The following is a 14,886-nucleotide window of genomic DNA, read 5'->3' as shown; positions in this document are numbered from 1 at the left end:
TAAAGTATATCTTTTAAGGTAGGACTAAATTTTAAATTGTTTTGAAAAATCATTATATTACTAAATAAAATTCCGTATCTCATTTTCCTACCTCCTTAAATTAACATTATGTTTCTATCATAGATTATTAAAAAATATTTGTCAATAAAAGTTTCTAATTTCTTCTAATTATTTAAATACATTTCTCCAACTTCAAATATATTTCCAGCACCTACAGTTAAAAGTAAGTCTCCTTCTTTTAAGTTATTGTTAAGATAGGTAACTATTTCTTCAAAACTGTGTATATTTTCACATTTTACATTATTTTTTCTTATAGAATCTGCAAGTGTATTTGAGCTGACTACACCTGTATCTTTTTCTCTAGCGGCATAAATGTCTGCTAATATAAGCTCATCTGTGCCAGAAAAAGCTTTACTAAACTCATCAAAAAGAGAAAGTGTTCTTGAGTAAGTGTGAGGCTGAAAAATACAAAGTATCCTTTTGTGAGGATAATTTTTTGCAGCTGATAAAGTAGCTTTTATTTCTGTTGGATGATGTGCATAATCATCTATTACTGTTACACCATTTTTTTTACCTTTATATTCAAATCTTCTATGGGTTCCGCCAAAACTTGAGAGTCCATTTAATATAGAGGATTTATTTATATTAAGTATTAGAGCACAGCTGATTGAAGCTAAAGCATTCAGTATATTATGCTTTCCCGGAACGTTAAGCTTTATATTGAATAAGAAATCATTAGAATTATAAACATTGAAGGAAGCACAGCCATTTGTATCAAAGGATATATTTTTGGCGGCTATAGTACCATTATCTATACCGAAGGTTAGAACATTGCAATTAGCTTTTGAGGCAATTTCGGAAGCTCTTACATCATCGGCATTTGCAATCAAATATCCATCCTCTGGAATTAGGTTAGTGAATTTTTCAAAGGTATTCTGAATATCATCTATATCCTTATAATAATCCAAATGATCTGCATCTACGTTAAGAATTATACCTATATAAGGGTAAAATTTTAAAAATGAAGCTTTGTATTCACAGGCTTCAGTAATAAAATATTCACTTTTCCCAGTTCTTACATTGCCATCAATAATATCAAGTTCGCCGCCAACAAGAATAGTGGGGTCTAAATTTTCTTCTAAAGTTATATGAGAAATCATGGAGGTAGTTGTAGTTTTACCATGGGTTCCAGATATAGCTACATTATATTTATGGCCTTTCATAATTAATCCTAAAAACTCTGCTCTTGTCAGCAGTGGAATGTTTAACAATTTAGCTTCTGCCAGTTCTGGATTTGTGTCAGGAATAGCAGCGGTATATATTACTAAGTCTACATTCTTAAGATTATTTTTATCATGTCCTATATATATTTCTGCTCCAAGGTCTGACAATTTTTTTGTGAGAGGAGATGCGTTCATATCCGAACCTGATACAGTGTATCCTCTCTTAAGTAGAATTTGAGCCAGGCCACTCATGCTAATGCCGCCTATACCTATAAAATGCACCTTTTTCTTAAAATCCATATTTAAATTAAAACTCATAAAACCAACTCCTTAAAATATTGACTAATTAATTTGTATATTCAGAGAAGTTTTTACTCCTAAACGAATTTTCGAAATAGTTATAATTAAAAATTCCCCTTCTTAAATTATATACAAATATAAAAAAAAGCAATACATAAAATAATAAATAACATAGAAAAACGGGAATATTTCTATTGATAAAGGCTATAATATAGCATAAAATATGAATAATAAGAAAATTATTTCATAAATAATTCGTAATTTTAATGTAAACAGGTGATGGGATGGAAAAATTCAGTAGAAATCAAAGGATAGCAGCTATAACTAAAATATTAGTTGAAAAGCCTAATAAAGTTATAAATTTAAATAATTTTACGGAGATATTTAATGCAGCTAAATCAACCATAAGCGAAGATATAGTTATTATAAGGGATATACTAAACAAACTTAAAATTGGAAATATTGAAACAATTTCAGGTGCTTCTGGTGGAATTAAATATGCCTGTAACGTTTCAGAAGTGGAGAAAGAGAAATTTGCCAATGAATTATGTTTTATTTTAAAAGAAAAGAATAGAATAATACCAGGAAACTTTATTTATATGACCGATGTAATGTATAATCCCGAAATGGTACATAAAGCTGCAGCTATTCTGTCATTAAACTTTAATAAATTGTCAATAGATTATGTAGTTACGGTAGAAACAAAGGGAATACCCCTTGCTTATGAAGTGGCCAAATTATTGGGAGTACAGCTTATTATAGTAAGAAGAGACAGTAAGGTTACGGAAGGGCCTACTGTAAGTATAAATTATTTAAGCGGATCAAGTAAAAGGATACAGAATATGTCTTTATCTAAAAGGTCAATGAAAAGAGGAAGTAAATGTGTTTTTATTGATGATTTTATGAAGGTGGGAGGAACTGCATTAGGAATTATCGATCTATTAAGAGAATTCGATAGTGAGGTTTTAGGAATAGGTGTATTAATAGATAGTGTGGAAAATAAAAGAAAACTTGTAAATGATTATATATCTATTTTAAAATTTAATGGTATTTCTGAGGATGGAACGGCGGTTCTGATTCCATCGGAAAATAAAAAATAATAAAATTTTTATAAAAATTATAAATTTTTTGAAAAATAAGAAGGAAAAATATAAAATATAGAGAATATAAGATTTATAAAGCATCTTGGAGGTGGAGTTGAATAATGCAGATTACAGATGTAAGAATCAGGAAAATAACTACAGAGGGAAAAATGAAAGCCATAGTTTCAGTTACATTCGATAATGAATTTGTTGTTCATGACATAAAGGTTATCGAGGGCCAGAATGGTCTTTTTATTGCTATGCCTAGTAGAAAGACTCCAGATGGAGAATTTAAGGACATAGCACATCCTATAAACACTACAACAAGAGAAAAAATACAAACGGCAATTTTGGATGAATACGAAAAAGTAAAAAATGAAGAAGAAACAAAAGCAGAAAGTGAAGAATAAAATAAAAAGGAGGTAATACTCCTTTTTATTTTCTATGAATTTAATCAGATGTCTTCTGGAGAAACGAAAAAATGTTCTATTATCTTGAAAATACTTTAATAATAAAATATAATAATAAAGGTTAATTGTCGTAATATGTACAAAAAGAGGTGTAAACATGGATAAGTGTGTTTTGATTTTGGCAGGTGGCAAAGGCAAAAGGATGAAATCGGATTTACCTAAAGTACTGCATAAAGTCTGTGGTAAGGAAATGTTAAATCACGTAATTGATGTGATGAGAAAGTCAGATTTTGAATCTATTAATATTATAATAGGAAAAGGAGCTGACCAAGTAAAGATAGCTACAAAAGAAAAAAATGTAACTTATTCTTTTCAAAGTGAACAATTAGGTACAGGACATGCTGTTATGTGCGCTAAAGAATTTTTAAAAGATAAGGACGGAATTGTAGCAATCTTTGCAGGAGATGCTCCTTTAATTTCGGAAGACACTGTTAAAAAATTCATTAAATTCCATGAACAAGGTGGATATAAAGCTACTCTGCTCACTTCAATATTGGAACACCCTGATGGCTATGGTAGAATTATAAGGAATTCTCAAGATGGCGTAGAAAGAATAGTTGAGCATAAGGATTGCAGTGCTGATGAGCTAAAAGTTAAAGAAGTCAATGCAGCAATGTATTGTTTTGACATAAAAATTCTTTTAAATGGGTTAGAAAAAATTAAAAATGATAATGCTCAAAAAGAATACTACTTAACGGATATGATTGAGATATTAAGAAAAGCTGGAGAAAAAATTGGTGCAATGGCTATTGATTTTGAGGAAACTTTGGGAGTTAATTCAAGAGTTCAATTGTCTGAAGTTGAGAGAATAATGAGAAATAGAATTAATAAAAAACATATGGAAAATGGAGTTACTATTATTGACCCTAATTGTACATATATTGGTGAAGATGTACAGATAGAAAAGGATACAATAGTATATCCCGGAAATGTAATTGAGGGTAATTCTATAATAAAAGAGGGTTGTATTCTTTATCCTAATTCTCGAATCGTAAGTAGTATTATTAGTGAAAATGTAACTATACAGAGTTCTGTAATTTTAGAAAGTAAAATAGGCAGTAATACTACAGTAGGACCTTTTGCATATATAAGGCCAGAAACTAGTATTGGAAGTCATGCTAGAATAGGTGATTTTGTAGAAATTAAGAAATCTAAAATAGGCAACAATACTAAAGTATCACATTTAACATACATAGGTGATGCAGAGGTTGGAAAAAATTGTAATTTTGGCTGCGGAACAGTAGTGGTAAATTATGATGGAAAAGAAAAACATAAGACTATAATTGGTGATAATTCATTTATAGGTTGTAATACTAATTTGGTATCACCAGTAGAAGTTGAAGACAATACATATATTGCAGCGGGATCAACAATAACTGAAAAAGTTCCAGAAGGATCATTAGCAATAGCTAGATCAAGACAGGTTAATAAAAAAGACTGGGTATCAAAAAATAATTTAAAGAAATAAACTTTGGGAGGGTTATTTTATTATGATATGTCATGGAAAAAATATAAAAATATTTACAGGTAATTCAAACCCAGATTTGGTAAAGAGTATTGCAGATATATTAGGTATTAAATTAGGAGATTCTAAGGTAAGTAAATTTAGTAATGGAGAGACTTACGTTGATATTAATGAAACCGTAAGAGGGGCAGATGTATTTGTAGTACAGACTCTTTGTGAACCTGTTAATGATAGTCTTATGGAACTTTTAATTATGCTTGACGCTCTTAAGAGGGCATCAGCTGGAAGAATAACTGCTGTTATACCGCATTATGCTTATGCAAGACAAGATAGAAAGGCAAAGGCAAGACAGCCAATAACAGCAAAGCTTGTAGCTGATCTTATACATACAGCAGGTGCTGACAGAGTACTTACAATGGATTTACATGCAGCACAAATTCAAGGATTCTTTGATATACCTGTTGACCATTTGGAAGGAGCTCCAATTTTGGCCAAATATTTTAAAGAACTAAATTTTAATAAGGATGAATTGGTTGCAGTATCACCTGATATAGGTGGAGTGAAGAGAACTAGGAAATTTGCAGAAAGACTTGAAGTGCCGATAGCTATAGTGGATAAGAGAAGACCAAAACCAAATGTATCAGAAGTATTGAGCGTTATTGGTAATATAGATGGAAAGAAAGTTATATTAGTAGATGATATGATAGATACAGCCGGTTCAATTACCAATGCAGCAGATGCACTTACAAAATTGGGAGCAAAAGAAATTTATGCTTGCTGTACTCATGGAGTATTGTCAGGACCTGCTATGGAGAGAATTGAAAAATCCACCCTTAAAGAGGTAGTAGTATTAGATACAATACCTGTTGATGAAAAAAACTGCAGCAATAAAATAAAGATTTTATCTGTAGCAAATATTTTTGCAGAAGCCATAAGAAGAATATATGAGGATGTTTCAGTAAGTAAAATATTTGATGAAGCAATAGATAATAAAAATTAATATAAATTATGTAGACCAATAGAAGTAAAGCATCGCAACCTACAGTTTAGTTTTGCGATGTTTTACTATATTTTAAATTATAATTAATAATTTGTAACATTCATGATTAAATTAAATAAATATGATAAATTATAATTACTATGGTAATAGTAATATCTATAGGAGGTATAAGATATGGAAGGAACATTAGGAACAATTTTAATTATTGATGATGATGAAAATATAGCAGATATAATAAAAATATATCTTGAAAGTTCAGGGTACAGTACAAGGCTTTGTTATGACGGAAAAGAAGCTATAGATGCTTTTATAGAATGTAAACCGGATTTGGTACTTTTAGATATAATGCTGCCTCATGTAGATGGTATAGATGTTTTGAAGGCTATAAGAAAGGAATATGAGACTCCTGTAATTATGCTTACAGCTAAAGGAGAAACCTTTGATAAGGTTTTGGGGCTTGAACTTGGAGCTGATGATTATATTGTTAAGCCTTTCGAGGCTAAAGAACTTATAGCAAGAGTAAAAGCAGTATTGAGAAGATATAATACGGACAATAGAGGTAAAGAAAAATTAAGTTTTGATGGTTTATTAATAGATATAAATTCTTATTCTGTTGTATATAATGGAGAAGAGATAAAAATGCCACCAAAAGAATTTGAATTATTGCATTATCTTGCAAACAATAGAAATAGAGTATTTACCAGGGAACAACTTTTATGTGAAGTATGGGGATATGACTACCCGGGAGATTCAAGAACTGTAGATGTTCATGTTAAAAGGCTAAGAGAGAAGCTTCAGGGGGGATCAAATTGGCAAATTCAAACAGTATGGGGTGTTGGATATAAATTTGAGGTGAAGTAGTGTATGAAAAAGGGACTATTTTCTCAGATGATAGCAACATATACCATTATTATAGCTGTAAGCTTTATTATCGTTTCAGGACTTTTGTCTGTTTGGTTTGAATCCTATTATTTTCAACAAAGAGAGGATGAACTCTATAGGGGAGCAGCACTTATAAAGCCTGTAGCAATAAATTATATGCAGGGTGGTATGTCCTATGATTTCCTAAATGATACACTGCAGAATCTTGAACGCTATTTTAATGCAAATATACTTTTAGTAGGCAAATATGGTTACGTCTATGCAGTCTCTGATGAAACTAATGTCAAATTACTTGATAAACAAATAATTTTAAGTGGTGATATTGAACAGCTTAGAAAAGGAAATATTATTGCCAGAAAAGACGTATATGGAGATACCTTCAATATGCCTGTGCATACATATATTGTTCCAATTTCAGATAATAGTAATGGCTTTGAAGGAGCTATAATGATGAATACCTCTTTGTCTGAAATAAAGAGGCCACTTATAAAAGTATACTATATAATTTGGGTGTTGGCCACTTTTGCTATAATAATAGCCTGTATTGTTATATATCATCTATCACAGAAAATTATTGTTAAGCCCCTTGGTAAAATAAACTATGCAGCTAGAAAAATAGCTAATGGAGATATAGAAAAAAGAGTAGAAATCAAATCAGAGGATGAAATTGGAGAATTGGCAAATTCTTTTAACTATATGGCAGATTCCATAACTAAGATTGAAAAGAATAGAAGAGAATTCATTTCAAACGTTTCCCATGAAATAAGATCTCCGATAACCTCTATTAAAGGGTTCATTGGAGGAATATTGGATGGAGTTATACCACCGGAAAAAGAAAAATATTATTTATCTTTGGCCTATGATGAAACCCAGAGATTAACAAGACTTGTAAATGATCTATTGGATTTATCAGCTATAGAATCTGGCCAATTGACTCTGAATATAACTAAACTCAATATTAACGAGATAATAAGGCGTACTGTTATAAAGTTTGAGCCTAAAATAAATGAAAAGAAACTAGTAGTAGATGTATACTTTGACAAAGATGATTCCTATGCAATGGGAGATATGGACAGAATAATGCAAGTTGTAACAAATTTAATTGATAATGCAATTAAATATGTAGTAAATGAGGGAAAGGTGAGTATTGGAACAAAAATAAAAGGAGATAAGATTTTTATTTCAATCTACAATGAAAGTAATCCTTTATCAGAAGATGCTTTAAAGCATATTTGGGATAGGTTTTACAAAAAAGATAAATCTAGAACCTCTAAAGTTAGTACAGGACTTGGATTACCTATAGTTCAAAGCATACTTACCCAGCATGGGGAAGATATATGGGTAAAAAATGTTAAAGATACTGGAGTTGAGTTTACATTTACGTTGACAAAGGCAAATAATTAATCATTATTTAGTCCTATATAGTGGGAGGTGTTACTTTGAAAGATGATAGTAGAATTGTTGAAGATGTGCAATGGCATGAAATAGAGACAAAGAAAGATGGCTTAGGAGGAAAAATAAAATTTAGAAAAAAGAAAGATAACTATATATTTGTTAAAATTTGTAAAGGGGTAATCTTTGTTTTGATCGCTGCTCTTTCAGGTGGAATAACTGGAGGGTACATTTCAAGTAAAAAATATAGTAGTGCAATAGAAAGTAATAATTCTTCCTTTTTTCAAAGTAACAAGGCTTCTACAGGTGTTAATAATGCTTCCCAAAATCCTATCACTAGAGTAGCCGAAACTGTAAGTCAAAGTGTTGTAGGCATAAATAACAGTAACGATAATATCTTGGATGGTGAAAACAACTATAGTGGGTCGGGAATAATTTTTAAGTCTGATGGTTATATTGTAACAAATTATCATGTTATTAAAGGCACAAGTAAGCATCTTGTTAAGCTGTCTAATGGTAAAAATTCTAAACCTTTCAATGCAAAAGTTATAGGATATGATTCTATGTCTGATCTGGCTGTTATCAAGATTGATGCACCTAATTTACCAGCAGCAGTTTTTGGAGATTCCTCTAAAGTTCAGGTGGGTGATACTGCTATTGCCATAGGAAATCCTTTGGGGGATGAATTTTCAGGGTCTGTTACAGCTGGTATTATAAGTGCTGTAAATAGAAACATAGGAATACAGGATCCTTCTACCGGAGTTACTACAACTTACAATTTGCTTCAAACAGATGCGGCCATAAACCCAGGAAATAGTGGTGGTGCCCTTTGTAATGAAAGCGGAGAAGTTATAGGTATAAATAGTTTGAAAATAGGTGCTGATGAAAATGTAGAGGGAATGGGATTTGCTATATCTATAAATGAGGCAAAAAATATAATAAATTCCATAATGAAAAATGGAAGAGTAATAAGACCCGATCTAGGTATCATTAATCCTGAGGATTATGTATCAGAAGATAAAAAGACAAAAGGCGTATTTGTGAAACAAGTTAAAGATGATGCCGGAGCACAGGAATCAGGGATAAAGGCTAATGACATAATAGTAGAATTTGATAGTGTAAAAATACAATCTAAAAATGAACTTCAGGATATTGTGAATAGGCATAAAGTAGGGGATTCTGTTCCATGTAAAGTAATTAGAAATGGAAAAATCATTAGATTTAATATTAAAATAAAGTAGGGATTCTATTTCATGTAAAGTAATTAGAAATGGAAAAGTCATTAGATTTAATATTAAATTATCGAAAAGACCTACTTTCGATAATTGATGGTTATTAATGAAATTTATTTGAGGGAATTTTGTATATTACTGGGCTTAAGTTAAACATTTAATGATAACTTACTATAGTTATTGTATAGCTCAAAAAGTATAATAAAGATAGCCGGTTACGGAATAAAATATTTAGCAGTAATGTATTTAATATATACTGCTGATTTTTATTTTAGTAAATATTTAGTATAATGTATTTAGATATTTCAAGTCATTATTTTTTATCCGATGACTACCTACTCTAATACTCCCATCGCTTTTCGTAAAGTGGGAGTAAAGAGTGGCTGCATCCCTGGATAACGATTTACCCTAAAGGACAACGATTTCTAAGTATCATATACCGATACTAAGAACTCTGTTTATATGGCTTATATTGTGATAAAATTAAGGAGGAAGTGGCATAAAGTGTACCTAATAGTTGGACTGGGCAACCCTGGTAAAGAATATGAGAAAACAAGGCATAATGTAGGGTTTGATATTTTAGATTTGATGTGTGATAAGTATAATATTAATATGAACAGGACAAAATTTAAAGGAGTGTATGGAGAAGGGAAAATAGAGCAAGAAAAAGTAATTTTTTTAAAACCTACTACTTTTATGAACTTAAGTGGAGAGAGTGTTAAAGAGGTTTGTGATTTTTATAAAATACAAAGTGAAAATGTAATAATAATATATGATGATATCAGTCTTGATGTTGGAAGAATGAGAATAAGAAAAAGTGGCAGTGCTGGCGGTCACAATGGTATAAAAAACATAATATTTAATCTTTCTACAGAGGTATTTCCAAGAATTAAGGTAGGGGTAGGTATATCTAAAGGAGATTTAATAAGTCATGTTCTTGGAAGATTTAATCAAGATGATAGAGTAGAGGTTGAAAAAGTATTTAGTGCAGTAATTGATGCGGTAGATTGCATAATAACAAAAGGTATCTGTGAGGCCATGAATAATTTTAATGGTCTCAAGGTTTAGTAATTAAGAGGTGTTAGTATGAGGTTTAGGGGGCTTATTCAGCCTTTAAGAGAAAGTAGAGAATTTATAAATATACTATACAATATAAATAAAAATAAGTTCCCAATTGGAATATCAGGGTTATCTGAGTCGGCAAGAAGTTATTTTGTTTACAGCTTATATGAAGAAATAAATGCTCCTTTTGTTGTTGTAACGGATAATGATGTGGAGGCAAAAAAGTTATATGAGGATTTATCCTTATATTTATCAAATGTTTATTATTTTCCAACTAAAGATGTAGTTTTTTATAATGTTGATGCAATTTCTGGTGATTTAAGATGGGAAAGAATAAAAATCATAAAAGAAATGCTTCTAAAGGGAAGAAAGATAATAGTAACTTCAATTGAAGCTTTTTCATCTTATTATTCCCCAGTAGAATTGTATAAGAAATATACATTTAATATTGGCCTTGGTGATGCTATTAATTTAGACAAATTCAGTAAAGAACTTATTTTATCTGGCTATGAAAGAGTAGAAACTGTAGATAGTAAAGGGCAGTTTTCTATAAGAGGGGGTATATTTGATATATTTCCGCCTATATCTAATATGCCTTATAGGATTGAGTTTTTTGGAGATGAAATTGAATCCATAAGAACTTTTAATACAGGATCTCAGAGGAGCATTGAGAAAGTAACTAAAGTGGATATATTTCCAGCAAAAGAAATTATTTTAGAGGAAAGTAATATTGAACGAGGATATAATTTAATAAAAGAAGAACTTTCTGTAGTAGTAGAAAATCTTAAAGAAAAAAAAGATAAAGAAGCTAAAGGGAAAATATCTGGTATAATAAATAGGAATTTAGAAGCATTAAGGGAATCTTCAACCTTTGAAACCATAGATAGCTTTTTGCCATTCTTCTATGATAAGCCATCTACATTCTTTGATTTTATTCAGGATTCAATAATAATAATTGCAGATGATTTAAGATGTAAGGGCAAGTTAAGCAGTGTATTCTTTGAATTTCAGGAAAATTATAAAGCTTTCCTTGAGAGAGGAGATATATTACCAGGTCAAGGTGAACTGCTTTTTCCAGAAAAAGAAATTTATGAGGTGCTGAATAGCAGCAAAATAATTAATATAACTGGTATTGAAAAATCTAAAGGTTTTCTCAAAAATACCTATGATGAAAGTTTTAGAGAAATAACCTTAAGTAATTTTGGTGGAGTCCTTGAAGTGCTTATAAATGAAATTAAGGATAAGAAGGATAAAGGATATAAAACAGTTATATTGTGTGGAAGTAAACCCAGAGGAGAAAGATTAGTAAATACACTTAGAGATAGAGGTATAGAGAGTAATTATAGAGATGAAATACAAAGTATACAATTTGGAGAGATTGTCATCACTTTTGGAAGCCTTAATAAAAGTTTTGAATATCCTGATTTGAAGCTTTGTGTTATTTCAGACAAAGAAATTTTTGGTGAATCAAAAAGAAAGTCAAAAAAGAAAATTCAAAAAGGTGTAAGTAAGATAAAGAGTTTTGCTGAGCTGAAACCAGGAGATTATATAGTTCATGTTAATCATGGAATAGGTGTATATAAGGGAATAAAACAGCTTGAAGTTGAAGGACACAAAAAAGATTACCTGGAACTAACCTACACTGGTGATGATAAATTATTTGTTCCAGTGGAACAACTTGATCTGGTACAAAAATATATAGGTAGTGATGGGAATTCTCCAAAAGTAAGTAAACTTGGTGGTAATGAGTGGACTAAAGCCAAAAACAAAGTTAAAAAATCAATTAATGAGATTGCTGAGGAACTAGTTAAATTGTATGCAGTAAGGTCTACTTTAAACGGGTATACCTATTCAAAAGATACTATCTGGCAAAAACAATTTGAAGATGAGTTTCCCTATGATGAAACTCCAGATCAACTAAGTGCTATAGAAGATATAAAGCATGATATGGAAATTGGTAAAGTTATGGATAGGCTTTTGTGTGGTGATGTGGGCTATGGTAAGACGGAAGTTGCAGTTAGAACAGCTTTCAAAGCGGTAATGGATGGAAAACAAGTGGCATTTTTAGTTCCAACTACTATACTTGCAGAACAACATTATACAAATTTAAAAAAAAGATTTTCTGATTTTCCTGTAAAAATAGATATGATAAGTAGATTTAGGACCTCTGCTCAGCAAAAGGTTACAATAAAAGCTTTAAAAGAGGGAAATGTAGATGTACTTATTGGTACTCATAGAATACTGCAAAAGGATGTTCAGTTTAAGGATCTTGGACTTTTAATTGTAGATGAAGAACAAAGATTTGGAGTAACACATAAGGAAAAAATTAAAAATCTGAAGAAGAACATAGATGTGTTAACATTGACAGCCACACCTATACCTAGGACCCTTCATATGTCACTTACAGGGGTAAGAGATATAAGTGTAATGGAAACGCCTCCAGAAGAGAGATATCCAGTGCAAACTTATGTAGTAGAATACAATGATCAACTTATAAGAGATGCCGTTATGAGAGAACTTAATAGAGATGGACAGGTGTTTTTTGTATATAATAGAGTAGAAACCATAAATGATATGGCAGCAAAATTGACAAAATTAATTCCGGAAGCTAAGGTAGCAGTGGCACATGGGCAGATGACAGAAAGAGAATTGGAAACAGAAATGCTAGGCTTTATGAATAAAGAATATGATATACTTTTATGTACTACTATAATTGAAACTGGTATTGATATTCAGAATGTTAACACAATGATCATATACGATGCAGATAAGATGGGATTATCTCAGCTTTATCAGCTTAGAGGGAGAGTGGGGAGAACAAACAGGATAGCTTATGCTTATTTTACATATAGAAAGGATAAGGTATTAACTGAAATAGCAGAAAAGAGGCTAAAAGCAATAAAGGAATTTACTGAGCTTGGTTCAGGCTTTAAAATTGCCATGCGAGATTTAGAGATAAGAGGAGCAGGTAACATGATGGGATCAGCTCAGCACGGCCATATGGCGTCAATTGGATATGATTTATATTGCAGGATGCTTGAGGATGCTATAAAGCAGTATAAAGGCGATGTAGAGAAAGAACCTATTGAAACCTCTATCGAACTCAAAATAGATGCATATATACCAAATTCTTACATAGAAAACGAGGTACAAAAAATAGAAATTTATAAGAAAATTGCATCTATTGAATCAAAGGAGGAGTTCTTTGACATACAGGAAGAACTAGAAGATAGATATTCAGATATACCTATTTCTGTTGCTAATTTAATGCATATTGCTTATATTAAATCATTAGCAAAAAAAGTTGGTATAATTGATATTAAGGATAAAAAGGATTTTGTAAACTTTAAGTTTTATGATAAAAATAGAATTACTGATAAGTTGGTGAAAAGTTTAATTAAAGATTACAATAGAAGTATAGTTTTTAGATTAGAAGATAAACCTATAATTGTATATAATTTAAGGAATTCAAAACGAGAAAATCTATTAATTAATTTGACTGAATTGCTAGAATATATAATATCTATAGTTGAAACAAAATAAATTTATGATAAAATTAAAATCGTATTATAGAATTTATAAAACTTATAAATTTTAATAATTAAAAATTAGGGGGAATAAATTTGAGGAACGTAAAGAAAATAGTGTCTTTTGCAATTGTTGGAATGCTTGCTGTAGCAATAAGTGGCTGTAATATGATAGCAAAGACGCAGCAAGGTATTTTAAATAGTACAGTGGCGCAAGTAAACAATGAAAAGATAACTAGAGGTCAACTAGAGGACAGTTGGCAGATGAAAAGTCTTATAAGTCAGATTAAGCAGCAATATGGCAATAACTATACCAGTAATGATCAGGCAATAGCAGCATTAAAGCAACAAAAGCAAACTATCTTAGATCAAATGGTTACAGAAACTTTATTCCTTCAAAAGGCAAAGGAATTAAAACTTATTCCTTCTGATTCTGAGTTACAATCTGAAGTTACTAAACAGTATGATTCTGCAAAGTCTCAGTACAAAACCGATGCTGAATGGAAGACTGCACTAAGTCAAAATGGTTTTACGGAACAATCCTTAAAGGATGAAATAAAAAGAGAACTAACACTTAATAAAGTTAATGATTATATAACTAAAAATGTAAAAGTAACAGATAAGCAAATTCAAGATTATTACAATGCAAATCAAACTCAATTTACTACTCAGCCTAACAAGATACATCTTGCACACATATTGGTAGCTACAGAAGCTGAGGCAAATCAGGTAAAAACTAGAATAGATAAAGGTGAAGATTTTGCAAAGGTAGCAAAGGAAGTATCTACTGATACAGGGAGTAAGGATAATGGTGGAGACTTAGGAGATGTAGAAGAGGCAAATTCAGGACTTGATCCTACATTCTTAAAGGCTGGAATGGCACTAAAGCCAGGAGAAGTATCACAACCGGTTCATACTCAATTTGGATGGCATGTAATAAAATGTATTACTAAGACAGAATATCCTGTTAAAAAACTTGATGAAGTAAAATCTGACATACAGACTAATTTGTTAAATACGGCTAAACAGTCTGAGGTACAAAAGACTACAGACACCTGGAAAAAAGCAGCACAAATTAAGCAGTATCCTAATAATCTACAATAACAACACTGTTTACAGTTAAACGAATAAGATTCATTGACAAATTATATTTTGAATTGAGATATAGTATATTATTAATAAAAGTAAAAAGGTTATCCTTTGCGATGGGGATAGCCTTTTTACTTTTATTATGTAATATTAACATTGTTA

The 14,886-nt window shown here is 30.8% G+C and carries 11 protein-coding genes; 10 read left to right on the top strand and 1 reads right to left on the bottom strand.

Features of this window, described 5'->3' with window-relative positions; genetic code table 11:
• Positions 1 to 164: 164 nt before the first annotated feature.
• Positions 165 to 1,541: a UDP-N-acetylmuramate--L-alanine ligase gene (murC, locus tag CLOPA_RS21695; protein WP_015617558.1), complete on the bottom strand. Its 1,377-nt coding sequence runs from the start codon at positions 1,539 to 1,541 to the stop codon at positions 165 to 167.
• A gap of 266 nt (positions 1,542 to 1,807) precedes the next feature.
• Between murC and purR the strand changes: the two genes are divergently transcribed.
• The 10 genes from purR to CLOPA_RS21645 all read left to right on the top strand — a co-directional run bounded on the left by purR (position 1,808) and on the right by CLOPA_RS21645 (position 14,739).
• Positions 1,808 to 2,623 carry a pur operon repressor gene (purR, locus tag CLOPA_RS21690; protein ID WP_015617557.1) on the top strand — a complete coding sequence of 272 codons (816 nt, stop codon included), beginning with the start codon at positions 1,808 to 1,810 and terminating at the stop codon, positions 2,621 to 2,623.
• 104 nt (positions 2,624 to 2,727) lie between these two features.
• On the top strand, positions 2,728 to 3,015 hold the full coding sequence (gene spoVG, locus CLOPA_RS21685; protein WP_015617556.1) for a septation regulator SpoVG: 288 nt from the start codon (positions 2,728 to 2,730) through the stop codon (positions 3,013 to 3,015).
• A 157-nt stretch (positions 3,016 to 3,172) separates the two neighbouring features.
• Positions 3,173 to 4,543 carry a bifunctional UDP-N-acetylglucosamine diphosphorylase/glucosamine-1-phosphate N-acetyltransferase GlmU gene (glmU, locus tag CLOPA_RS21680; protein ID WP_015617555.1) on the top strand — a complete coding sequence of 457 codons (1,371 nt, stop codon included), beginning with the start codon at positions 3,173 to 3,175 and terminating at the stop codon, positions 4,541 to 4,543.
• Positions 4,544 to 4,565: 22 nt separating this feature from the next.
• The gene (locus CLOPA_RS21675; protein WP_015617554.1) at positions 4,566 to 5,540 is read left to right on the top strand and encodes a ribose-phosphate diphosphokinase; all 975 of its coding nucleotides are present in this window, start codon (positions 4,566 to 4,568) and stop codon (positions 5,538 to 5,540) included.
• A 174-nt stretch (positions 5,541 to 5,714) separates the two neighbouring features.
• Complete coding sequence (locus CLOPA_RS21670) at positions 5,715 to 6,401, top strand: response regulator transcription factor (RefSeq protein ID WP_015617553.1); 687 nt, start codon at positions 5,715 to 5,717, stop codon at positions 6,399 to 6,401.
• 3 nt (positions 6,402 to 6,404) lie between these two features.
• Positions 6,405 to 7,826, top strand: coding sequence for a HAMP domain-containing sensor histidine kinase (locus tag CLOPA_RS21665; RefSeq protein WP_015617552.1), 1,422 nt, complete (start codon positions 6,405 to 6,407; stop codon positions 7,824 to 7,826).
• A 35-nt stretch (positions 7,827 to 7,861) separates the two neighbouring features.
• A complete protein-coding gene (locus CLOPA_RS21660) occupies positions 7,862 to 9,055 on the top strand; it encodes a S1C family serine protease (protein ID WP_015617551.1) in 1,194 nt (397 codons plus the stop codon).
• 495 nt (positions 9,056 to 9,550) lie between these two features.
• Positions 9,551 to 10,114: an aminoacyl-tRNA hydrolase gene (pth, locus tag CLOPA_RS21655; RefSeq protein ID WP_015617550.1), complete on the top strand. Its 564-nt coding sequence runs from the start codon at positions 9,551 to 9,553 to the stop codon at positions 10,112 to 10,114.
• 18 nt (positions 10,115 to 10,132) lie between these two features.
• Positions 10,133 to 13,651, top strand: a complete 3,519-nt coding sequence (gene mfd, locus CLOPA_RS21650; protein WP_015617549.1) for a transcription-repair coupling factor — start codon at positions 10,133 to 10,135, stop codon at positions 13,649 to 13,651.
• A gap of 80 nt (positions 13,652 to 13,731) precedes the next feature.
• Positions 13,732 to 14,739 carry a peptidylprolyl isomerase gene (locus tag CLOPA_RS21645; RefSeq protein ID WP_015617548.1) on the top strand — a complete coding sequence of 336 codons (1,008 nt, stop codon included), beginning with the start codon at positions 13,732 to 13,734 and terminating at the stop codon, positions 14,737 to 14,739.
• The last annotated feature ends 147 nt before the right edge of the window (positions 14,740 to 14,886 follow it).

Origin of the sequence: Clostridium pasteurianum BC1 (assembly GCF_000389635.1) — a bacterium.
GTDB lineage: Bacteria > Bacillota > Clostridia > Clostridiales > Clostridiaceae > Clostridium_I > Clostridium_I pasteurianum_A.
This window is presented reverse-complemented; position numbering and strand designations above follow the sequence as displayed.